Genomic DNA, 22,505 nt, shown 5'->3' with positions numbered 1-22,505 from the left:
CTTCGCTTTTTTCGTTTCCGCATCAACAGGTTGATTCGCACAACTTATCTGTTGGGCCGAGGCCTTGGAATTCTATGAACAAGATCTATAAAACCATCTGGAATGAATCGATCCGCGCGTGGGTCGCGGTTCATGAGAACGCCGCGGCCTGCGGCAAGTCGACGCGCAGTTCGCGCCGGCGCGTGTCGAGCGGGCTGCTCGCGCTGGGCATGGCCGCCGCAGGGTGGGCGACGGTGACGACCGGCGCGTTCGCGCAGGTATCGACGTCCGGCAATAATCAGGGATTCGGGATCGGCTCGACCAGCCGTGGATCGTCGACCTGCGTCGCGATCGGGGCGAGCGGTTCGTCCAATGCGACGACTTATTGCGGCGGAGCCGATGCACTGGCCGTCGGCAATGGCGCGAGCGCTGTCGGCGCGACGTCCGTCGCGGTCGGTTACAGCGCGAACGCGATCAATAGCGGCGACCTCGCGCTCGGCGCGTCGTCGTATGCATCGGGCGGGGTCGGCAATCTGTCGGCGGTGGCGGTCGGGCGCGCGGCGACCGCGGTCGGCCAGGATGCGCTGGCGCTCGGCAATTCGGCGAGCGCACAGGTCGACTATGGCGCGGCGCTTGGCAATTTCGCGAAGGTGAGCGCGCGCAATGCGCTGGCGGTCGGCAACTCGTCGAGTGCGGGCGGCGTCGCGGCGACGGCGATCGGCAACTTCGCGACGGCCGCGGGCACCAACGCCGTCGCGATCGGCGGCGGTGGCGTGCCCGGTGCGTTCGTCGGCGCGCAGGCGGGCAGCGTCGGATCGGTCGCGATCGGCGGCAACCTGGTGCGTGCGGCATCGTCGTCGGCGACGGACGGCATCGCGATCGGCGGCGAATCCGTGGTGGCGGCCGGCGCAATCTCGGGCGTGGCGATCGGGCGCGGCTCGACTGTCGCGGGGGCCGCGAAGTACGGGATCGCACAGGGCGACGGCGCAGCCGCGAATCAGGCCAACGATATCGCGATCGGTCATGGCGCGGCGACGAATGCGAATGCCGGCGGCAGCAACATCGCGGTTGGCAACGGCGCGACGACGGGTGCCAACGGGCAGAACGTGGCGATGGGCTCGGACGGCACGACGGCCGATGCCGGCAGCGCGTCGGGCGGCGCGGTGGCGATCGGGCGCGGCCAGACGGCGATCGGCGACGGCGCGGTGACGCTGGGCGCGAACAACGTTGCGGCGGGCGATGCAGCGGGCGGTTCGGCCGCGAATGGCGCGGTCGCGATCGGTAGCGGCAACCAGGCGCTCGGTCAGGGCGCGGTGGCGTTGGGCAACGCATCGTCGGCGACGGCGGCCGGCGCGCTGGCGCTTGGCGATACCGCCCGGTCAGCCGCGCAGAACGCGATTGCGTTCGGTTCGAACGCGACGGCGTCGCATGCGGGCAGTGTTGCGCTGGGTGCGAACGCGGTGGCCGACGGGGCGACCCTCGGTAATGCGGGATACAACCCCGGCAGCGGCGCGATCGCAGGCACGATCCCGGTTGGAGAAGCGAGTGTCGGCAGCAGCGGTGCGGAACGGCGGATCACGAACGTCGCAGCCGGTGCGGGCGCTACGGATGCGGTGAACGTCAGTCAGCTCAGGTCGCTCGGCACGAACGTCGACAATCTCGGTGATACGGCGGCATCGGCGATTGGTGGCGGTGCGTCGTACGATCCGGCGACGGGGAAGGTGACGGGTCCGACGTACAACATCGCGGGTGGTCAGCAAACGACGGTCAGCGACGCGATCGACGTGTTGAATCAAGGCTGGAACGTGACGACGAGCGGCAACGCGAGCGGTACGTCGATGACGGCGATCAAGCCGGGCGACACGATGACGGTCGACGGCGGCAAGAACATTGCGCTGACGCAGGACGATTCAAAGATCTCGATCGCGACGAGCGACACGCCGACGTTCACGAGCGTGGGGATCGATAACGGCGGCCCGGTGCTGTCGGGTAGTGGTCTCGACATGGCTGGTCAGAAGGTGGCGAACGTGGCAGCTGGGGACGTGTCCGCAAGTAGCACTGACGCCGTAAACGGTTCGCAACTTCACCAGACGAACCAGACCGTGAACAACGTGGGCGATAGCACGGCCTCGGCAATTGGCGGCGGTGCGTCGTACGACCCGGCGACCGGCAAAGTAACGGGTCCGACGTACAACATTGCGGGCGGTCAGCAGACGACGGTCAGCGACGCGATCAACGCGCTGAACGAAGGTTGGAACGTGACGACGAGCGGCAACGCGAGCGGCACGTCGGTAACCGCGATCAAGCCGGGTTCGACGATGACGGTCGATGGCGGGAAGAACATTGCGCTGACGCAGGACGGTTCGAAGATCTCGATCGCGACGAGCGACACGCCGACGTTCGCGAGCGTGGGGATCGATAACGGCGGCCCGGTGCTGTCGGGTAGCGGTCTCGACATGGCTGGCCAGAAGATCACGAACGTCGCGCCGGGTGACGTGTCGTCGACCAGCACCGACGCAGTCAACGGTTCGCAGTTGAACGACACGAATCAGAAGATCAAGCAGGCAAGCGACCAAGCGGTGAAGTACGACACGAACCCGGACGGCTCGATCAACTATGGCAGCGTGACGCTGAACCCGGGTGGCGTGCCGTCGAAGCTCGGCAACGTGGCGGCAGGCGACGTGTCGGCGACCAGCACGGACGCGGTGAACGGTTCGCAGTTGCACCAGATGAACCAGACCATGAACAACCAAGGTGATAGCACGGCCTCGGTGATTGGCGGCGGCGCATCGTACGACCCGGCAACCGGCAAGGTCACGGGGCCGACGTACAACATCGCAGGTGGCCAGCAGACGACGATCAGCGATGCGATCAACGTGTTGAATCAAGGCTGGAACGTGACGACGAGCGGCAATGCAAGCGGCACGTCGGTGACGGCGATCAAGCCGGGCGACACGATGACGGTCGACGGTGGCAAGAACATCGCGCTGACGCAGGACGGTTCGAAGATCTCGATCGCGACGAGCGACACGCCGACGTTCGCGAGTGTGGGAATCGACAATGGTGGCCCGATGCTGTCGGGTTCGGGTCTCGACATGGCGAACCAGAAGATCACGAACGTGGCGCAAGGCGACGTATCGGCAAGTAGTTCGGATGCCGTGAACGGTTCGCAACTTCACCAGACGAACCAGACCGTGAACAACCAAGGCAACAGCACGGCCTCGGCAATTGGCGGCGGTGCATCGTATGACCCGGCAACCGGCAAGGTGACGGGTCCGACGTACAACATCGCAGGCGGCCAGCAGACGACGATCAGCGATGCGATCAACGTGTTGAATCAAGGCTGGAACGTGACGACGAGCGGCAACGCGAGCGGCACGTCGATGACGGCGATCAAGCCGGGCGACACGATGACGGTCGACGGCGGCAAGAACATTGCGCTGACGCAGGACGGTTCGAAGATCTCGATTGCGACGAGCGATACGCCGACGTTCGCGAGTGTGGGAATCGACAATGGCGGGCCGGTGCTGTCGGGTTCGGGTCTCGACATGGCGAGCCAGAAGATCACGAACGTGGCAGCTGGGGACGTGTCCGCAAGTAGCACTGACGCCGTAAACGGTTCGCAACTTCACCAGACGAACCAGACGGTGAACAACCAAGGCAACAGCACGGCCTCGGTGATCGGCGGTGGGGCATCGTATGACCCGGCAACCGGCAAGGTCACGGGTCCGACGTACAACATCGCGGGTGGCCAGCAGACGACGATCAGCGATGCGATCAATACGTTGAATAAAGGCTGGAACGTGACGACGAGCGGCAACGCGAGCGGCACGTCGATGACGGCGATCAAGCCGGGCGACACGATGACGGTCGACGGCGGCAAGAACATTGCGCTGACGCAGGACGGTTCGAAGATCTCGATTGCGACGAGCGACACGCCGACGTTCGCGAGCGTAGGAATCGGCAATGGCGGCCCGGTGCTGTCGGGTTCGGGTCTCGACATGGCGAACCAGAAGATTACGAACATCGCGCCGGGTGACGTGTCGTCGACTAGCACCGACGCAGTCAACGGTTCGCAGTTGAACGACACGAACCAGAAGATCAAGCAGGCAAGTGATCAGGCAGTACACTACGACACGAACCCGGACGGCTCGGTCAACTACGGCAGCGTGACGCTGAACCCGGGTGGCTCGCCGGCGAAGCTCGGCAACGTGGCCGCCGGAGATGTGTCGGCGACCAGCACGGACGCGGTCAACGGTTCACAGCTGTACGAAACGAACCAGAGCGTGACGAAGTTGGGCGACACGCTCAACAACATTGCCGGCGATACGAGCGAGACGTACACCGATCAGAACGGGATCGGTATCCGCTACGCACGCACGAACGAATCCGGCCTCGCGCAGACCGATGCGTTCGCGCAGTCCCCGGGCAGCACTGCAGTCGGTTACGCGGCAACCGCAAGTGCGGACAACGCACTGGCCCTGGGTCGGGAAACGACGGCCTCGCATGCAGGCAGCGTCGCACTGGGCGCGAACGCCATCGCGGACGGCGCGACGCTCGGCAACGCCGCTTACAACCCTGGCACGGGCCCGCTCGCCGGCACGACTCCGGTCGGCGAAGTGAGCGTCGGCAGCAGCGGTGCGGAACGCCGGATCACGAACGTCGCGGCCGGCGCGGAAGACACGGACGCGGTGAACGTGAGCCAGTTGAAGGCGTTGCAATCGAGCGTCGGTGACGTGAGCGATCGTGCGGTGAAGTACGACGGCAAGCCTGGCGATCCGAAAACGCAGATCACGCTCGAAGGTCCGGCCTCGACAGACGGTGGCAAGACGGGTGGCACGAAGCTTACGAACGTGGCGCAAGGCGACGTATCGGCGACGAGCGCGGACGCGGTGAACGGCTCGCAGTTGCACCAGACGAACCAGACGGTGAACAACCAAGGCAACAGCACGGCCTCGGTGATTGGCGGCGGTGCATCGTACGACCCGACAACCGGCAAGGTCACGGGGCCGACGTACAACATCGCGGGCGGCCAGCAGACGACGATCAGCGACGCGATCAATACGTTGAATCAAGGCTGGAACGTGACGACGAGCGGCAACGCGAGCGGTACGTCGGTGACGGCGATCAAGCCGGGCGACACGATGACGGTCGACGGTGGCAAGAACATTGCGCTGACGCAGGACGGTTCGAAGATCTCGATCGCAACGAGCGACACGCCGACGTTCACGAGCGTGGGGATCGACAACGGCGGCCCTGTGTTGTCCGGCTCGGGCCTGGACATGTCCGGCCAGAAGGTCACGAGCGTCGCGCCGGGTGACGTTTCGGCGAGTAGCACTGACGCAGTCAACGGTTCGCAGTTGAACGACACGAATCAAAAGATCAAGCAGGCAAGCGACCAAGCGGTGAAGTACGACACGAACCCGGACGGCTCGATCAACTATGGCAGCGTGACGCTGAACCCGGGTGGCGTGCCGTCGAAGCTCGGCAACGTGGCGGCAGGCGACGTGTCGGCGACCAGCACGGACGCGGTGAACGGTTCGCAGTTGCACCAGACGAACCAGACCGTGAACAACGTGGGCGACAGCACGGCCTCGGCAATTGGCGGCGGCGCATCGTACGACCCGGCAACCGGCAAGGTCACGGGCCCGACATACAACATCGCAGGCGGCCAGCAGACGACGATCAGCGATGCGATCAACGCGTTGAATCAAGGCTGGAACGTCACAACGAGCGGTAATGCGAGCGGTACGTCGATGACGGCGATCAAGCCGGGCGACACGATGACGGTCGACGGCGGCAAGAACATTGCGCTGACGCAGGACGGCTCGACGATCTCGATTGCGACGAGCGATACGCCGACGTTCACGAGCGTGGGAATCGACAATGGCGGCCCGGTGCTGTCGGGTTCGGGTCTCGACATGGCGAGCCAGAAGGTCACGAACGTGGCGGCAGGCGACGTATCGGCGACCAGCACGGATGCGGTGAACGGTTCGCAGTTGCACCAGACGAACCAGACCGTGAACAACGTGGGCGATAGCACGGCCTCGGCAATTGGCGGCGGTGCATCGTACGACCCGGCAACCGGCAAGGTCACGGGCCCGACGTACAACATCGCGGGTGGTCAGCAAACGACGATCAGCGATGCGATCAATACGTTGAATCAAGGCTGGAACGTGACGACGAGCGGCAACGCGAGCGGTACATCGATGACGGCGATCAAGCCGGGCGACACGATGACGGTCGACGGCGGCAAGAACATTGCGCTGACGCAGGACGGTTCGAAGATCTCGATTGCGACGAGCGACACACCGACGTTCACGAGCGTAGGAATCGACAATGGTGGCCCGATGCTGTCGGGTTCGGGTCTCGACATGGCGAACCAGAAGATCACCCATGTCGCGCCCGGTGAGGTGTCGTCGGCGAGTACAGACGCAATCAATGGCTCGCAACTGAACGACACGAATCAGAAAGTCAAGCAGGCAAGCGATCAGGCGGTGAAGTACGACACGAACCCGGATGGCTCGATCAACTACAACAGCGTGACGCTGAACCCCGGCGGCTCGCCGGCGAAGCTCGGCAACGTGGCGGCAGGCGACGTGTCGGCGACCAGCACGGACGCGGTCAACGGTTCACAGCTGTACGAAACGAACCAGAGCGTGACGAAGCTGGGCGACACGATCACGAATATTGCAGGTGACACGAGCCAGTCGTACACCGATCAGAACGGGGTCGGCATTCGATACGCACGCACGAACGAAGCGGGCTTGCCGCAAACGGATGCCTTTGCGCAAGCACCGGGCAGCACGGCTGTCGGCTATGCAGCAACCGCGAGTGCAGACAACGCACTGGCGCTGGGCCGTGAGGCATCGGCCACGCATGCGGGCAGCGTCGCACTGGGTGCGAACGCGATCGCGGACGGCGCGACGCTCGGCAACGCCGCGTACAACCCGGGTACTGGCCCGCTCGCGGGCACGACTCCGGTCGGCGAAGTGAGCATCGGCAGCAGCGGTGCGGAACGCCGGATCACGAACGTAGCGGCGGGCGCGGAAGACACGGACGCGGTGAACGTGAGCCAGTTGAAGGCATTGCAATCGAGCGTCGGTGACGTGAGCGACCGCGCGGTGAAATACGACGGCAACCCGGGCGGCCCGAAGACGCAGATCACGCTGGAAGGCGCGGCCTCGACGGACGGCGGGAAGACGGGCGGCACGAAGATCACGAACGTGGCGCAAGGCGACGTATCGGCCAACAGTACGGACGCGGTCAACGGTTCACAGCTGTACGAAACGAACCAGAACGTGACGAAGCTGGGCGACACGATCACGAATATTGCGGGTGACACGAGCCAGTCGTACACGGATCAGAACGGAATCGGCATTCGCTACGCACGCACGAACGAAGCGGGCCTGCCGCAAACGGATGCCTTTGCGCAAGCACCGGGCAGCACGGCTGTCGGCTATGCAGCAACCGCGAGTGCAGACAACGCACTGGCGCTGGGCCGTGAGGCATCGGCCACGCATGCGGGCAGCGTCGCACTGGGTGCGAACGCGATCGCGGACGGCGCGACGCTCGGCAACGCCGCGTACAACCCGGGTACTGGCCCGCTCGCGGGCACGACTCCGGTCGGCGAAGTGAGCATCGGCAGCAGCGGTGCGGAACGCCGGATCACGAACGTAGCGGCGGGCGCGGAAGACACGGACGCAGTGAACGTGAGCCAGTTGAAATCGGTGGAAGCGAACGTCAGCGACCTGAGCGCGGGCGTCGTGAAGTACGACCGCAATCCCGACGGCTCGATCGACTACACGCACGTGACGCTGAACCCGGGCGGCGCGCCGACGACGATCTCGAACGTCGCGGCAGGCGAACTGTCGGCGACCAGCACGGACGCGGTCAACGGCTCGCAACTCTACGAGACGAATCAGAACGTGACGCGACTGGGTGACCAGGTCGACAACATCGCGAACGGCGGCGGCATCAAGTACTTCCACGCGAACGGCGGTGCGACGCCGCTGCCGGATTCCCGGGCGGATGGCGCCGGCAGCACGGCGATGGGGCCGGCGGCGACCGCGAACGGGGCGAACTCGGTCGCGGTCGGCAACGGCGCGGTCGCGAACAAGGATGGCGACGTCGCGCTGGGCGCGGGCTCGGTGGCCGATCGTGGCGCCGAGAAATACGAGGGCAAGTATTCCGGCGCGGACAACACGACGGCCGGCACGGTGTCGGTCGGCGCGCCGGGCGCCGAGCGCACGATCAGCAACGTGGCCGACGGCCGCGAGGCGACGGATGCGGTGAACGTGCGCCAGCTCGACGGTGCGGTCGAGGAGGCGAAGAAATACACCGACGACAGCATCAAGAAGGTCGCGGGCGACGTCGTCGAGGTTGGCGACAAGCTGGACAAGCTCGGCGATCGTGTGACGAACGTCGAAGGCGACGTGACCAACATCAAGAAGGGCGCGGGCGGCATGTTCCAGGTCAGCCAGGATCAGACGCCGGTCGCGCCGTCCGCGAGCGGCAGCAATTCGGTGGCGGGCGGTGCAGGCGCGGTCGCGTCGGGCTCGAACAGCACGGCGCTCGGCAACCAGGCGAGCGCAACGGGCAGCAGTTCGACGGCGGTCGGTAACGGCGCGAAGGCGTCGGGCAACAACGCGGTCGCGCTGGGCGCGGGTTCCGACGGCAGCCGCGACAACGCGGTGTCGGTGGGTGCGGTAGGCCAGGAGCGCCAGATCGTCAACGTCGCGCCCGGCACGGCCGGCACCGACGCAGTCAACGTCAACCAGCTGCACGACATAGCGCGCGGCCTCGGTAGCCAGATCGCCGGCGTGCGCAGCGACATGCAGAGCATGGACCACCGCCTGACCGCCGGCGTCGCCACGGCGATGGCGATGGCCGGCCTGCCGCAGGCATACCTGCCGGGCCGGAGCATGGTCGCGATCGGTGGCGGCACATGGCGCGGCGAAAGCGGCGTCGCGCTCGGCCTGTCGACGGTGTCCGACAACGGCAACTGGGTCGTCAAGGGCAGCGCGAGCAGCACGTCGCGCGGGGACGTCGGCGCATCGGTCGGCGTCGGCTACCAGTGGTAAGCACGCGCCTCTCATGAACGTCATTCACATTGGAGATCAACGATCCATGCACAACCCGCAACATCGTCCATCCGGGCCGGCCGTGCGCGCGGCGGCCGCTGCGTGTCTCGCCGTGGCCCTCGCGGGCTGCGGCAGCCTCAGCACCGTCACGCCGGAAGGCACGACCGAGCAGCCCGTGTTCCCGGACGCGAGCCACGCGACAGCCAGCGACGGCGCGTGGCCGAACTTCGACGACCTGCGCAGCGTGCGCGCCGGCATGAGCAAGCCGCAGCTTTACGCGTTGCTCGGCCCGCCGCATTTCTCCGAAGGGCTGATCGGCGTGCGCGAATGGGATTACCTGTTCCACCTGCAGTCGAAGGGCGGCCCGATCCAGTGCCAGTACAAGGTGCTGTTCGACCAGGACCGGCTGGCGCGCACGTTCCTGTGGGAGCCCGCAAGCTGCGCGGACGCGCTCGGTCAGGCCGCCCGTTCGTAATGCGCCGTAGGCCGCGGCACCGAGCGGCGGGGCGCGCGGTGTCCTCTGCGAGCGGCGGCCCGCCGTCGTGTCGCGCCACCGCGTGCGTTTGCTGGTGCGGTGAGCGAAAATCGGTTCGCGGTGCGCGCACGCATCGACCGACAGGAGACGACATGACGCAACCGGACGAAGCGGCGCGTACGCGCTGCGTTGCATGGCAGATCGAGCGGAGCTGGCAGGCGGTCGAATGGTGCCGGCTGGCCGAGTCGCGCACGGGCATCGACCTGTCGGGCTTGGTCGCGGGTGCGCTCGACGGCACGCCGTTTCGCGTCGACTATGCTATCGCGTGCGATGCGGACTGGCTGACGCGGACGGTGCGCGTGAACTACTGGCTCGACACGGCACCGCCGCGACAGCGCGAGATCCGGTGCGAAGCCGGGCGATGGACGATCGACGGTGCCGACGCGCCGGCGCTCGAAGGCGCGACCGACATTGATCTCGGTTTCAGTCCGTCGACCAATACGCTGCCGATCCGGCGTCTCGGGCTGGACGTCGGCGCGGCGGCGGTGATCCGCACGGCATGGCTGCGTTTTCCGGACTTCGACATCGTGCGCGGCGAGCAGCGCTATGCGCGGATCGCGGAGGAGGTGTACCGCTACGAGAGCGGCACGTATGCGGCCGACATCGCGATCGACGACGCGGGCCTCGTCACCGGTTACGACGAATGGCGGCGCATCGGTGCGACGCGCTCGCCATGACCGCGGCGCAGCGACAAGACGCCAACGTCAACGCGCGTTGGCAACCGTGACCTTGCCGGGAATCAGCTTCAGCGTGCTGAACGCATCGGCGATGTTCTGCTGGTACGCGAGCGTCGCGTCGGTGATCGGCTGCACGCCGTAGCCGGCCCGCTTCAGCGCGACTTCGAGCGTCGGCGCGTCGAGGCCGACGAGCGGCGACAATTGCGCGGCGACTTCCGGAATATGGTCGCGTCCCCAGCGATCGACCGCGTCGACTTCTTCAAGCAGCGTGCGCACCACCTGCGGCTGCGCGGCCGCATATTTGCGCGCGGCAAGGTAGTACTGCGTGTTGCGCACGAGCCCGTCGCCGTTCGCGACGACGCGCGCGCCGAGCTGCCGTTCGGCGGCGGCCAGATACGGATCCCATATCACCCACGCGTCGACGCTGCGCTGCACGAATGCGGCGCGCGCGTCGGCAGGCGTCAGGTAGATCGGTTGGATGTCGGCATAGGTGAGGCCCGCGTGTTCGAGTGCCTTCACGAGCAGATAATGCACGTTCGAACCCTTGTTGAACGCGACCTTCTTGCCGCGCAGCTGCGCGACGTTGCGGATCGGCGAATCGGGCAGCACGACGATCGCCTCGCCGTGCGGCGCGGGCGGTTCGTTGCCGATGTAGACGAAATCGACGCCGGCCGCCTGCGCGAAGATCGGTGGCGTTTCGCCGACCGTGCCGACGTCGATCGCGCCGGCGTTCAGCCCTTCGAGCAATTGCGGGCCGGCCGGAAACTCCAGCCATTGCACCGTGACGCCCTGGCTCGCGAGCCGCTTCTCGAGCGTGCCGCGCGCCTTGAGCACGACGAAGTTGCCGTATTTCTGGAAACCGATGCGCAGCCGCGTGCCGCCTTGCGCGTACGCGGCGAGCCCTGAGAGCGGGCCGAGCGCGAGCCCGGCCAGCCCGGCGGCCGCGCCATGCAGCAACCGGCGGCGGCGCGGGTTCTCCGGAGTCGTTTCAACGTGTGCGTGTGGCGTGTCGTTCATCGAGGCGTCCTGCTGGCGGGTTCACGGGCCGCGCGGGCGTGCGGCGCGGTCGGCGCAGGACGAAGCCGGATGCGGGCGATGCGCGCAGCCAGCCGGCCCGCGCCGGATTCAGGACGATACGGCCGCGCGGGTTGGCGGCCAACCAATGAATCCGCATATGCAAATCAGCGGCGGGACGATAGGGGCGGCGCGGCGCCCGGCGGCGGCCTTTGCTCAGTCGGTGCCGAGCGGGCTTTCCTCGATCGAGTCGACGCGATCCGGATAGAACGCAAGATGGGCGCGAATCGATTCGACGGCCGGGTACGGATGCTCGTACGTCCATACCGCGTCGGTCGCGCGCGCACCGCCGGCCGGAATCGAGTAGTACGCGCAATCGCCCTTGTACGGGCAGTACGTCGCGTGGTCGGTGCGTTGCAGCAGCGACAGGTCGGCATCCTCGCGCGGGATGTACAGCACGGCCGGATAGCTGGCCTCGCGCAGCGCCAGCGCGCGACGCGTATCGGCGACGACCTTGCCGGCCACCTTGACCACGACGCGCGACGGATGCGGTTCGATCGTGATCGGATGATCGGGGCCCGGCGACTTCACGGGACGAGCGGGCGTATCGGGACTGAGCGACATCGTAGGTTCTCCAGGACGTGGCGGCGCACCGGCGGGCACGCCGTGCCGGTGCGCGCGCGCCGGGCGGACGCCCGCGCGCCGTTGCCGGCGTTGGCCAACCGATACGATGCACCCATTCCGCGGAAGCTGCAGGGGGACGGAAGACGGGGCGCTGTGCGGGCGGGATCCGTGTCGCGCCGCCGGCTTCCGGCGCTCGCATGGACGTTCTCATGCAGCGGCAGCGGGATGCATGCGCGACGATAAGCAACGCCGAATTAATTGGTAAGCGATCGGCTGGAGGCGCGCGAAGATCGGCGGTCGTCATTCACGTGACCGTCCAATCTTTCCGCCATCATGAAGACTCCATCCGTATCATCCACCGCGCGCCGTGCACGGCGCGCATCGCGTGCCGGTGTGGCGCTGCGTGGCGTGGCCGTGTCGCTGCTGCTCGCCGGTGCGGTTTCGCACGCATTCGCCGCGCCGGCGGGCAAGACGCTCGTGTACTGCACCGAAGGCAGTCCAGCCGGCTTCGATCCGGGCCAGCACACGACGAGCACCGATTTCGACGCGAGCACGTACACGGTCTACAACAGCCTCGTGCAGTTCAAGCGCGGCACGCTCGATCTCGCGCCGTCGCTCGCGACGAGCTGGGACGTGTCGTCCGACCAGCGCGTCTATACGTTCCACCTGCGGCGCGGCGTGAAGTTCCAGACGACCGCCTGGTTCAAGCCGACGCGCCCGTTCCAGGCCGACGACGTCGTGTTCACGTTCCGCCGGATGCTCGATCCGGACGATCCGTTCCGCAAGGCCTACCCGGTCAGCTTCCCGTATTTCAGCGATCTCGGCTTCGATCGCAACATCGAGCGCATCGAGAAAGTCGACGATGACACGGTGCGCTTCGTGCTGAAGTCGCCCGACGTCGTGTTCGTGCGCAATCTCGCGATGGCGTTCGCGTCGGTCCTGTCGGCCGAATATGCCGCACAGCTCACGGCGCGTCATCGCGAGGCCGACATCAACCAGTTCCCGGTCGGCACGGGGCCGTTCCAGTTGCGCGCGTACCAGAAGGACGCGCTGATCCGCTACGACGCGAATCCCGACTACTGGAAACCGGACGACGTGAAGCTCGCGCATCTGGTGTTCGCGATCACGCCGGATCCGGCCGCGCGACTGCAGAAGCTGGTGACCGGCGAGTGCCAGGTGTCGGTGTTCCCGCGTCCTGCCGACCTGGAGACGGTGCGGCGCGACCCGAAGCTGACGCTGTTCTCGGGGATGGGCTTCAACGTCGGTTTCGTCGCATACAACACGCAGCATCCGCCGCTCGATCGCGTCGACGTGCGGCGCGCGCTCGACATCGCGATCGACAAGGCGGCGATCATCAGGACGGTGTTCAACGGCGATGCGAAGATCGCGACGAACCCGATGCCGCCGTCGCAATGGTCGTACAACCCACGCCTGAAGGACGCGCCGCGCGATCCGGCCGCCGCGAAGGCGCTGCTCGCGCAGGCGGGCTTCCCGAACGGTTTCGACCTGACGTTGTGGGCGATGCCGGTGCAGCGCCCGTACAACCCGAATGCGCAGCTGATGGCGCAACTGATCCAGCAGGACTGGGCGAAGATCGGCGTGCGCGCGAAGATCGTCAGCTACGAATGGGGCGAGTACAACCGCCGTGCGAAGCACGACGGCCAGCACGACGCGATCCTGTACGGCTGGTCGGGCGACAACGGCGACCCCGACAACTGGCTCGGCACGCTGCTCGGCTGCGACGCGGTGCACGGCAGCAATCTCGCGAAATGGTGCAACGCGGACTTCGAGCGGCTCGTCGATGCGGCGCGCACGAACGCGGACGTCGCGAAGCGCACGTCGCTCTACGAGCAGGCGCAGGTCGTGTTCAAGGATCAGGTGCCGTTCACGCCGATCGCCACGTCGATCGTGTCGCTGCCGCTGTCGAAGCGCGTGCACGGGCTCACGTTCTCGCCGCTCGGCGGCCACCGGTTCGACGGCGTGTGGCTGGATTGAACGCAGGAGACGGCGCCGGCGCGCGCGTGCGCGCCGGTTGTCGTCGCGACGACGGTCAGTTCAGTGCGACCGCCGCCGCCGCCTCGACGGGCGAGCCTTCGAGTGCGACGGACGGGCGGCCGTCGGGGCCGACCGGCACGTCGCCGACGAGCGTGGTGCGATAGAGCTGGCGATCGAAGTCGAGATCGAAGATGTCGACCGGCGCGAGATGCGCGGTCGCGCGGTTGTCCCAGAACGCGATGCTGCGCGGCTCCCACTTGAAGCGGATCGTGAATTCCGGCCGCGTCACGTGTTCCCACAGCAGTTCGAGCAATGCCTGGCTTTCGCGCGGCGTGAGCCCGACGATCGACTTCAGGAAACTCGGGCTCGCGTACAGCGCGCGTTCGCTGGTCTCCGGATGCACGCGCACCAAAGGATGCTCGGTCACGAGCGGGCGGCGCTCGACGGCTGCGTCGAACGCGCCGGTCGCGCGGGCGCCGGCCGGCGGCGTGAAGCGATGAATGCCGCGCAGGCCGTCGACGAAGCCGCGCAGCGGCGCGGACAGCGTGTCATAGGCACGCACGAGGTTGGTCCACTGCGTGTCGCCGCCGTACGGCGGAACCGTCACGCCGCGCAGGATCGAGGCCCACGGCGGATTGACGGCGGCCGTCACGTCGGTGTGCCAGCCCGTCCACGGCCGGCGCACCGGCTCGCCGTCGAAACGCGTCGCCTTGCGGTGCTTCGCGATCGAATAGACGGCCGGATGACCGTCGACGTGCCCGAATACCGGGTGGCCGACCGTCGGCTCGCCGAACTGCGCGGAGAACGCGACGTGCTGCTCGTGCGTGAGGAACTGCTCGCGAAAGAAGATCACGCGCCACTTCAGCAGCGCCGCGCGAATCGCGGCGATCTGCGGCGTGGTCAACGGTTGGGTGAGGTCGACACCGCGTATCTCCGCGCCGATGTGGGCGGACAGCGGAATCACGTCGACCGGCTGGGCGGCGGGTTCGAGTAGGGCGCTCATGCGACGCTCCTGGCGGAAGTGGGCAGGGTGAACGGCCGGCGACATCGTTGCGCATGCACGCGTCGGCCCGGTGGCGGGAAGGTCATGGTCGGATCCTCCGGTCGGGAAGGCAGGGATACGGTGATGCAGAAGCGGGACCGCGCATGGCGGCGGCCGGCGCCGCCATGCGCGAACCTCATTGCAGCGTGGCGCCCGGCCCCTTCAGCACGACGCTGCGGCGGCCGTCGATGCCGACCGGCACGTCGCCGTGCACGGTCGCGCGACGCACGACGCGGCGCGCATCGCCGTAGTCGTTGATCGCATAGTGCTGCGTCGCGCGGTTGTCCCAGATCGCGACGTCGCCTTGCTGCCAGTTCCAGCGCACGGTGTTCTCGAGCCGTGTCACGTGTTCGTGCAGCACCTGCTGCAGATGCGCGGAATCCTGCGACGACAGCCCCTTGATCTTCTGCACGAAGTGCCCGAGCACGAGCGTGCGCTCGCCGGTCTCCGGATGCACGCGCACGACGGGGTGCTCGGTCTCGTAGACGGTCGACGTGAACACTTCGCGGTAGCGCTTCAATTGCGTGTCGTCGGCATGCACGTGCGTCGACGCGTAGTCGTATGCGTTCGTGTGCAGCGCCCATAGCGTGTCGACGAGGGCGCGCAGCGATTCCGGCAGGTGCGTGTAGGCGGCCGCGGTGTTGGCCCACACGGTGTCGCCGCCGAACGGCGGGATCACGACCGCGCGCAGGATCGACACCTTCGGGTAGGCATCGACGAACGTCACGTCGGTGTGCCACGAGTTGGCGCGCGCGCCGTGCGCGGAATCGAGTTCGAGCAGATGCGCGCTGCCGTCGACGGACGGCACGGTCGGGTGCGCGACGGTGTCGCCGAAGCGGCGTGCAAACGCCTCCTGCGCGGCGTCGTCGAGATGGCCCTGGTTGCGGAAGAACAGCACCTTGTGGCGCAGCAGCGCGGCGTGGATCGCGTCGAACGTCGCGTCGTCGAGCGTGCCCGACAGCCGGACGCCGGCGATTTCGGCGCCGATCCGGCCGGCGACCTGGCGAAGCTGAAGCGGATCGGCTGCCGTGCGCGGTGCGGCAGCGTGTGAAGCATGCGATGACGGGTGAGCGGCGTGCTGGACTTCGGACATCGGGAGTCTCCTGGTCGGGTCGGTTGAGTCTCCATTCAAGCAGGGACCGCGCGGAACCGGAACCGATGAATCGTCACAACCTTAGTGCGCGCCGTGATGATCAATATCTGTCGTCATGCTGAACGAATCGTGCGCGACGGACGGCGCTGCCGCGCGACGCAGGCCGTGCAGGCGCGTGCTACCACGCGAGCCGCCATGCGCCGATGCGGTGCGTCTCGGCCGCGGCGATCCGCGTGCCGCCGTCGCCGCCGTCACCCGGCGGCGCGCGATCGTCGAAATCGGCGAGCACCGTATCGCGCAGCCGCGCGAATTCCGGCGAATCGCGCCGGCGCGGCCGCGGCAACGCGACGTCGACGATTCGCTCGATGCGCCCCGGGCGCGGCGCCATCGTGACGACGCGATCGCCCAGGTACACGGCCTCGTCGACATCGTGCGTGACGAGCACCATCGTGATGCGCTCCTGCTCCCAGATGCGCAGCAGCTCGTTCTGCATGCGCGCGCGCGTCTGCGCATCGAGCGCGCCGAACGGCTCGTCGAGCAGCAGCACGCGCGGCCGGTTCACGAGGCCGCGCGCGATCGCGACGCGCTGCGCCATCCCGCCCGACAACTGGTTCGGGTACGCATGCTCGAAGCCGTTCAGCCCGACGAGCGCGATGTGCTCGGCCACCGCGCGCCGCTTTTGCGCGGCGTCGAGCGGTGCGTTGCGCAGCGCGGCCTCGACGTTCTGCGCGACGGTCAGCCACGGAAACAGCCGGTGATCCTGGAACACGATCCCGCGCTGCAGCGACGTATCGCGCACGAGCGCGTCGCCGGCACGGATTTCGCCCGCATAGTCGGTATCGAGCCCTGCGATCAACCGCAGCAACGTCGACTTGCCGCAGCCGCTCGCGCCGACGATCGTCACGAACTCGCCGGCGCGCACGTGCAGCGACACGTCGTCGAGTACGGCGAGCGTCGCGCCGCGTTGCGCATAGCGCTTGCTCACATGGAGGATATCGAGCGAATCGGAAGCGAGGGTCGTCATGGCGGAAAGGGAAGCGACAGGAAAGAAGAGGGCGATTACCGTTGCAGGTCGCCGCGACGGGCCAGCACCTTGCGCTCGACGGCGCGCGCGACCGCGTTCAGCGCCCAGCCGGTCACGCCGACGACGATGATCCCGAACAGCACGAGGTCCATCCGGAACTGCTCGCTGCCGTCGATCAGCGTGTTGCCGATCCCGCTGCCCGCGACGAGCAGGTATTCGGCGCCGAGCGTCGCGAGCCACGAATAGATGAGACCGAGATACAGCCCGGTGAAGATCGACGGCAGCGCGGCCGGCAGGATCACGTAGCGCACGAGCTGAAGCCGCGAGTAGCGCAGCGCGCGTGCGACGTCGACATAGGTGCGCGGCACCGCGTGAATGCCGTCGCACGTGTGGGCCGCTACCGGCAGCAGCGCGGCGAGCGACAGGAACACGACCTTGGCGACGTCGCCGAGGCCGAACCACACGGAAATCAGCGGAATCCATGCGAACAGCGAGATCTGCTTGAACGTGTCGAAGCTGGGGCCGACGATGCGCGTCGCGATACGCGACAACCCGAGCGCTGCGCCGAGCAGCAGGCCGCCCGTCGCGCCGATCGCGAAGCCGCACGCTTCGCGCGCGAGCGATGCCGACAGCGCTCGCGCGAGCGCGCCGCTGGTCGTCTGTGTCCATGCGGTATGCAGCACGTCGGCCGGGCCGACCAGCAGCCCGCTTTTGACGAGATGCGCTGCAGAGATCGCCCACCAGATCGCGAGCGCCGCGAGCGGCAGGACGAAGCCGCGCCAGTCGGGCGCGGACAGGCGGCGGGTGAGTGCGGGCGCGGCGTGCGGCGTGGACGTGGCGGAATGCGTCACGGAAAAGCTCCTTGAATCGGGTTCAGCCGCGGAACGCGGACGGCACGCCGCGGCGCAGCCGGGCTTCGAGCGCATCGAGCAGCCGGTTGATCGCGAAGCCGACCGCGCCGACCACGATCACCGCGGCCATCACGAGATCGAGCTGGAACAGCTGGCGTCCGTACACGATCAGGTAGCCGAGCCCTTCCGACGACGCGACGAGCTCGACGACGACGAGCGCGAGCCACGACTTCGTGAATGCGAGCCGCACGCCGGTCGCGAGCGTCGGGATCGCGGCGGGCAGCACGACATGGAGAATGCGCTGGCGTCGCGTATAGCCGAAGATGCGCGCGACTTCGTCGAGCGCGGGCGGCGTCTGACGGAAGCCCTGCAGCGTGCTCAACGTGACGGGGACCAGCGCCGCGTGCGCGATCAGCAGGTACTTCAGCGGTTCGCCGACGCCGACGAGCAGCAGCAGGAACGGCAGCCAGCCGAGCACGGGAATCTGCACGAGCGCGTTGAAGCTCGGCAGCACGTAGGCTTCGAGCGTGCGCGACAGGCCGAGCGCCGCGCCGGTGGCGAAGCCGAGCAGCGTGCCGACCGCGAAGCCGACCAGCACGCGCTGCAGGCTGATCAGCGTGTGGCGGGCGAGATCGCCGCTTGCCGCGAGTTCGGAGAGCGAGTCGGCCACCTGTTCGGGCGGCGGCAGGATCTGCGGGGCGATCCAGCCGCGCGCGCTGCCGACCGTCCACAGCCCGAACAGCAGCGCGGGCAGCGCCCACGGCGCGAGCAGCCACGCGACGCGTTGCACGGCCGCGGCGCGGGACGGCCGGGCGGCGAGCGCGTGCGGGTCGGACGACGAAATCGGGATCGCGGTGTCGCTCATCGGGGCGGGTCCGGTCAGGAGAGGGGCTTGCCGGTCGCGTCGTAACGCGGCCAGTAGTGTTCGAGCTTTTGCGCGCGCAGCGCATTGTCGAGATACTTCGGCTCGAACCAGCCGTCGATGTCGACCGGCTGGCGAATCAGCTTCAGCTTCAGCGCATCCTGCGCGACGGCCTTGTAGCGCGCGATCACGAACGGATCGATCAGCGGCGACAGCCGGTCCTTCAGGCGCTGGTTCGCATAGTCGGCCTGCCACGATGCATACGGCACGCCGCTCTTCGCCCACAGCTTGAACAGCGCGTCACGGTTCGCCTCGTCGGACGACCATTGCGCGCCCTTCACGAACGCGTCGACCACGCGTTGCACGATGTCGGGATGCGCGCGCTCGAAATCGTCGAGCACGAGCAGGTGGGTCTGGCGCGTGAACTGCGGGCCGTCGTTCTGCGATTCGTAGATGATTTTCGCGAGCCCCGCGTCGCGCAGCTTGTACAGCTGATAGTCGCCCACCGATGCGTCGATGCCCTTCGAAGCGAGCGCGGCGAGCGCACTCGCGGAGTCGAGATTGATCACGCGCAGGTCGCGCTCGCTCAGGCCGTTCTTCGCGAGCGCGTTGTCGGCGACGAGCTGCAGGTTGGTGCCGCGGAAGATCGACACGCGGCGGCCTTTCAGGTCCGTGATCGAGCGGATGTCGGAGTCGGGCGGCACGGCGATCTTGATGCCCGAGCGCACGCTCGCGGCGAGCAGCAGGTGCGTCTTGATCCCGTTCGCGCGCGCAAGCACGGCCGGCAGGTCGCCCTGGTACGCGAAGTCGAGCGCCTTGTTGGCGATCGCTTCGTTGACGGCCGGGCCCGCGCCCTTGAAGAACAGCCATTGCACCTTGATGCCGTCGGCCGCGAATTCCTTTTCGACGAGCTGCTGAAGCTGTACGGTGGCCCCGCTCGACCCGCCGAAGGTCGGCGGGTCGCCGGCGCCCTGCTGGGCGACGCCGATGCGGATGGTGGCAGGTTTGTCGGCGTGCGCGGCGGCGGCCGGCAGTGCGACGAGGGACGCGATCAGCAGCGATCGCAGCAGGCGCAGTGGAAGCATGAATCGATCGGTCAGGAGAACGTTGGAAAGGACGGGCCGGGGCCCGGTACGTCGAATCATTCTCGATGACGCGTCCGGCGGCGGACAAGCAACGATTTGAACTATGCTTATCGCATGGCGGCGGGTGACGAAACCCGCCGCGATCGAATGCAGCCGGTGCGGCTGCGCGGGTAACGAACAGCGCGCCGGTCGTTCAGGCGACGGCCACGGAGGCCACCATGCAAGTTCAGGACCTGACCGGCCCGCCGCTCGATTTCTGGGTGGCGATGGTGGAAGCGCTCGACGCGCCGCGCGTCGATGCTTCAGGATGCACGGTCGTCCGCGAGCCGGGCGGGGTGCCGGTGCCGTATGCGCCGTCGTCGGTGTGGGCGGATGGCGGCCCGCTCGTCGAGCGGCTGCCGTTCGCCGCGTTCGAACGTGACGGCGGCCACGGCGCGTGGCGCGCGGGGCTGCATCGCGCGGTGCCGGCGGCCGGCGAGCGCTGCACGTTCAATCAGTCGGGGCCGACGCTGCTGGTCGCCGCGATGCGCACGCTGGTCGCATCGACGTTCGGCGACGACGTGCCGGATCTCGACATGTCGAAGCCGCGATAGGGGCGGCAGCCTTCGGGTGCCTGCCCGTTATGCGGCCGACAGGTTGCGTACCGCGATCGACGCGACGTCGACGCGTTTCGGCAGGATCGCATCGGCCGCCGCGCGATCGGCGACACGTTGCAGCACGTCGATGTCCGCGCCAGTGAGTGCGCGCTGTGCAAGCGCCGCACGGCGTGCGATGTCGGAGGCCGCATCGCGCGGCAGGCGCGTGAGCGACGCATAGACGCTCGCGTAATCGGCCGGATGCGCGAGCGCCCACTGGCCGGCGCGGGCGAGCCGCGCGAGCACGTCCGACAACGCCGCGCGCTTCGCCCGATCGTCGAGCGTATCGACCGGCGACGTGAGGAACGCGAGTCCCGAATTGATCCCGCTGCCGTCGCGCACGATGCGCGCGCCGCGCCGCACCACGTTTCCGTAATACGGATCGAAGGTCGCCCAGATGCCGATCTGCTTTGCCTCGAACGCGGCGAACGCATCGACCGGCAGCACGAAGCGCACGTCGACGTCGCCCGGCGCGAGGCCGTGTTCGCGCAATGCGCCGTAGAGCTGGTATTGCGAGATGCTGCCGCGCGCCGACGATACGACGACGGTGCGCCCCTTCAGGTCCGCGACCGTACGGACCGGCGAATCCGGCTGGACGACGATGCCGAGCGACGCCGGCGAGCCGACGCGCGTCGCGACGATCCGCAGCGCCGGATCGCCGAGCGCGGCCGTCAGCACGGGCAGGTCGCCGGCCGGTGCGAGGTCGATCGCGCCCGCGCGCTGTGCTTCGAACAGCGGCGCGGCGCCCTGGAAATTCGCCCAGCGAAACCGGTACGGCGCACCGTCGAGCACGCGTGCGGCTTCGGCTAGCGCGCGCAGGCCGCCGGCCTGGTCGCCGAGCACCAGCGTGACGTTCGACAGGTCGGCATTGGCCGCGCGGGCCGGTGATGCGCCGCCGGCGAGCGGTGCGGCGGCCAGCGCGGCCACGCGCAGCAGTGCGCGGCGGCGGGCCGGGGCGGAGGGGGAAGTCATCGGCGGCAGGTCCTCGGAGATCCGCGCGCGGGCCGCGCGGCTGCCGGGCAGATTACGGAATCGGTTTTGCGTGGGCAAACATCGAATCGCGAAATGCTTATTCGCGCAACGGGAGGCGGGGAAGCACGGATGGGCGTGAACCGACCCTAGCCCGCGGCGGGGACGGTGCGCAGGAATGCGCGTACCGCGGGCGCCTTCTCGAAGCGCCGGTGCGCGAGTGCGAGTTCGGACATGATCGGCTTGCCCGCGATTGGCCGGTACACGACGCCCGGCAACGACACGCAGCCGGCGAGCGCATCCGGAATCACGGCGACCCAGCCGTTCACCGACACGCACGCGAGCACCGCCAGCAAGCCGCCCGGCCGCGCGGCGATCACCGGCGCGAAGTGGCCGCGGCGCGCGACTTCGAGCGTGCCGCGTTCCTGTTCCGGCACCGCGAAGCGCGCGTCGGCGAGATCGGCGGCGCGCACGGTCGTCATCGACGCGTAACGCGAATCGGCCGGTACCGCCGCGACGAACACGTCGCGCTGCAGCGTGACGATCCGCAGCCCGCCGGGCAGCGGCAACGGCGGGCGCACGTAAGCGAGATCGAGGCGGCCGGCGTCGAGCTGCTTCGCGACATCGTCCATCGGCACTTCACGCAGGTTCAGTTCGATGCGCGGATGCGCGGCGCGAAACGCGCCGACCGTGCGCTGCAGCGTGCCCGAATAGACGGCCGACGACACATAGCCGATTTCGATCCGGCCGAGTTCGCCGCGCTCTGCCAGCGCGGCGAGTTCGCGGCCGCGCTGCAGGTGCTCGAACGCGGCGCTTGCCTCGGCGAGAAACGCCTCGCCGGCCGCGCTCAGCGTGACCTCGCGGCGCGACCGATGGAACAGCCGCACGCCGAGCAGCCGTTCGGCTTCCTGGATCTGCCGCGTGAGCGCGGGCGGCGCCATGTCGAGCGCTTCGGCCGCGCGCGCGAAATGCAGATGCTGCGCGACGCTGAGGAACGCGCGGACGTGGCGGAATTCGAGCGAATTCATGATTGCAAT

15 protein-coding genes are annotated in these 22,505 nt (G+C 67.9%); 5 read left to right on the top strand and 10 right to left on the bottom strand.

Features of this window, described 5'->3' with window-relative positions; all coding sequences use genetic code 11:
• Positions 1–74: 74 nt before the first annotated feature.
• From BX604_RS39695 to BX604_RS20750, 3 genes are all read left to right on the top strand, one after another.
• Complete coding sequence (locus tag BX604_RS39695; RefSeq protein WP_257146368.1) at positions 75–9,062, top strand: YadA-like family protein; 8,988 nt, start codon at positions 75–77, stop codon at positions 9,060–9,062.
• A gap of 46 nt (positions 9,063–9,108) precedes the next feature.
• Positions 9,109–9,537 (top strand): outer membrane protein assembly factor BamE, encoded by a 429-nt coding sequence (locus BX604_RS20755; RefSeq protein ID WP_098552453.1) that lies wholly within the window; start codon positions 9,109–9,111, stop codon positions 9,535–9,537.
• A 152-nt stretch (positions 9,538–9,689) separates the two neighbouring features.
• Positions 9,690–10,274, top strand: coding sequence for a putative glycolipid-binding domain-containing protein (locus tag BX604_RS20750; RefSeq protein ID WP_098552452.1), 585 nt, complete (start codon positions 9,690–9,692; stop codon positions 10,272–10,274).
• Between the two features lie 27 nt (positions 10,275–10,301).
• Here the strand turns inward: BX604_RS20750 and BX604_RS20745 are convergent, their stop codons facing one another.
• The gene (locus BX604_RS20745) at positions 10,302–11,291 is read right to left on the bottom strand and encodes a sulfonate ABC transporter substrate-binding protein (RefSeq protein ID WP_098552451.1); all 990 of its coding nucleotides are present in this window, start codon (positions 11,289–11,291) and stop codon (positions 10,302–10,304) included.
• Between the two features lie 213 nt (positions 11,292–11,504).
• On the bottom strand, positions 11,505–11,912 hold the full coding sequence (locus BX604_RS20740) for a DUF427 domain-containing protein (protein ID WP_098552450.1): 408 nt from the start codon (positions 11,910–11,912) through the stop codon (positions 11,505–11,507).
• 333 nt (positions 11,913–12,245) lie between these two features.
• Between BX604_RS20740 and BX604_RS20735 the strand changes: the two genes are divergently transcribed.
• Positions 12,246–13,907 (top strand): ABC transporter substrate-binding protein, encoded by a 1,662-nt coding sequence (locus BX604_RS20735; RefSeq protein WP_098552449.1) that lies wholly within the window; start codon positions 12,246–12,248, stop codon positions 13,905–13,907.
• Between the two features lie 55 nt (positions 13,908–13,962).
• Here BX604_RS20735 and BX604_RS20730 read toward each other — a convergent pair whose 3' ends face one another.
• From BX604_RS20730 to BX604_RS20705, 6 genes are all read right to left on the bottom strand, one after another.
• Positions 13,963–14,910, bottom strand: coding sequence for a TauD/TfdA dioxygenase family protein (locus tag BX604_RS20730; protein ID WP_098552448.1), 948 nt, complete (start codon positions 14,908–14,910; stop codon positions 13,963–13,965).
• Between the two features lie 175 nt (positions 14,911–15,085).
• Positions 15,086–16,042: a TauD/TfdA dioxygenase family protein gene (locus tag BX604_RS20725; protein ID WP_098552447.1), complete on the bottom strand. Its 957-nt coding sequence runs from the start codon at positions 16,040–16,042 to the stop codon at positions 15,086–15,088.
• Between the two features lie 178 nt (positions 16,043–16,220).
• The gene (locus BX604_RS20720) at positions 16,221–17,066 is read right to left on the bottom strand and encodes an ABC transporter ATP-binding protein (RefSeq protein WP_098552446.1); all 846 of its coding nucleotides are present in this window, start codon (positions 17,064–17,066) and stop codon (positions 16,221–16,223) included.
• A gap of 35 nt (positions 17,067–17,101) precedes the next feature.
• A complete protein-coding gene (locus BX604_RS20715) occupies positions 17,102–17,917 on the bottom strand; it encodes an ABC transporter permease (protein ID WP_098552991.1) in 816 nt (271 codons plus the stop codon).
• 22 nt (positions 17,918–17,939) lie between these two features.
• Positions 17,940–18,782, bottom strand: a complete 843-nt coding sequence (locus tag BX604_RS20710; protein ID WP_098552445.1) for an ABC transporter permease — start codon at positions 18,780–18,782, stop codon at positions 17,940–17,942.
• 14 nt (positions 18,783–18,796) lie between these two features.
• The gene (locus BX604_RS20705; protein WP_098552444.1) at positions 18,797–19,864 is read right to left on the bottom strand and encodes an ABC transporter substrate-binding protein; all 1,068 of its coding nucleotides are present in this window, start codon (positions 19,862–19,864) and stop codon (positions 18,797–18,799) included.
• 218 nt (positions 19,865–20,082) lie between these two features.
• On the opposite strand from BX604_RS20705, the gene BX604_RS20700 reads away from it, so the two are divergent.
• Positions 20,083–20,457, top strand: coding sequence for a phage protein NinX family protein (locus BX604_RS20700; RefSeq protein WP_098552443.1), 375 nt, complete (start codon positions 20,083–20,085; stop codon positions 20,455–20,457).
• Positions 20,458–20,484: 27 nt separating this feature from the next.
• On the opposite strand, the gene BX604_RS20695 is transcribed toward BX604_RS20700, so the two are convergent.
• Both BX604_RS20695 and BX604_RS20690 read right to left on the bottom strand, forming a co-directional pair.
• The gene (locus BX604_RS20695; protein WP_098552442.1) at positions 20,485–21,471 is read right to left on the bottom strand and encodes an ABC transporter substrate-binding protein; all 987 of its coding nucleotides are present in this window, start codon (positions 21,469–21,471) and stop codon (positions 20,485–20,487) included.
• A gap of 146 nt (positions 21,472–21,617) precedes the next feature.
• The gene (locus tag BX604_RS20690) at positions 21,618–22,496 is read right to left on the bottom strand and encodes a LysR family transcriptional regulator (RefSeq protein ID WP_098552441.1); all 879 of its coding nucleotides are present in this window, start codon (positions 22,494–22,496) and stop codon (positions 21,618–21,620) included.
• Between the last annotated feature and the right edge of the window lie 9 nt (positions 22,497–22,505).

It is taken from the genome of Burkholderia sp. JKS000303 (assembly GCF_002563755.1).
Taxonomy (GTDB): Bacteria; Pseudomonadota; Gammaproteobacteria; order Burkholderiales; family Burkholderiaceae; genus Burkholderia; species Burkholderia anthina_B.
This window is presented reverse-complemented; position numbering and strand designations above follow the sequence as displayed.

Bases quoted from the DNA above. Each gene is read 5' to 3' on its own strand.
- BX604_RS20690 (WP_098552441.1), bottom strand. From the start codon at position 22,496: ATGAATTCGCTCGAATTCCGCCACGTCCGCGCGTTCCTCAGCGTCGCG.
- BX604_RS20725 (WP_098552447.1), bottom strand. From the start codon at position 16,042: ATGTCCGAAGTCCAGCACGCCGCTCACCCGTCATCGCATGCTTCACAC.
- BX604_RS20695 (WP_098552442.1), bottom strand. From the start codon at position 21,471: ATGACTTCCCCCTCCGCCCCGGCCCGCCGCCGCGCACTGCTGCGCGTG.
- BX604_RS20705 (WP_098552444.1), bottom strand. From the start codon at position 19,864: ATGCTTCCACTGCGCCTGCTGCGATCGCTGCTGATCGCGTCCCTCGTC.
- BX604_RS20730 (WP_098552448.1), bottom strand. From the start codon at position 14,910: ATGAGCGCCCTACTCGAACCCGCCGCCCAGCCGGTCGACGTGATTCCG.
- BX604_RS20735 (WP_098552449.1), top strand. From the start codon at position 12,246: ATGAAGACTCCATCCGTATCATCCACCGCGCGCCGTGCACGGCGCGCA.
- BX604_RS20740 (WP_098552450.1), bottom strand. From the start codon at position 11,912: ATGTCGCTCAGTCCCGATACGCCCGCTCGTCCCGTGAAGTCGCCGGGC.
- BX604_RS20710 (WP_098552445.1), bottom strand. From the start codon at position 18,782: ATGAGCGACACCGCGATCCCGATTTCGTCGTCCGACCCGCACGCGCTC.
- BX604_RS20755 (WP_098552453.1), top strand. From the start codon at position 9,109: ATGCACAACCCGCAACATCGTCCATCCGGGCCGGCCGTGCGCGCGGCG.
- BX604_RS20745 (WP_098552451.1), bottom strand. From the start codon at position 11,291: ATGAACGACACGCCACACGCACACGTTGAAACGACTCCGGAGAACCCG.
- BX604_RS20720 (WP_098552446.1), bottom strand. From the start codon at position 17,066: ATGACGACCCTCGCTTCCGATTCGCTCGATATCCTCCATGTGAGCAAG.
- BX604_RS39695 (WP_257146368.1), top strand. From the start codon at position 75: ATGAACAAGATCTATAAAACCATCTGGAATGAATCGATCCGCGCGTGG.
- BX604_RS20700 (WP_098552443.1), top strand. From the start codon at position 20,083: ATGCAAGTTCAGGACCTGACCGGCCCGCCGCTCGATTTCTGGGTGGCG.
- BX604_RS20750 (WP_098552452.1), top strand. From the start codon at position 9,690: ATGACGCAACCGGACGAAGCGGCGCGTACGCGCTGCGTTGCATGGCAG.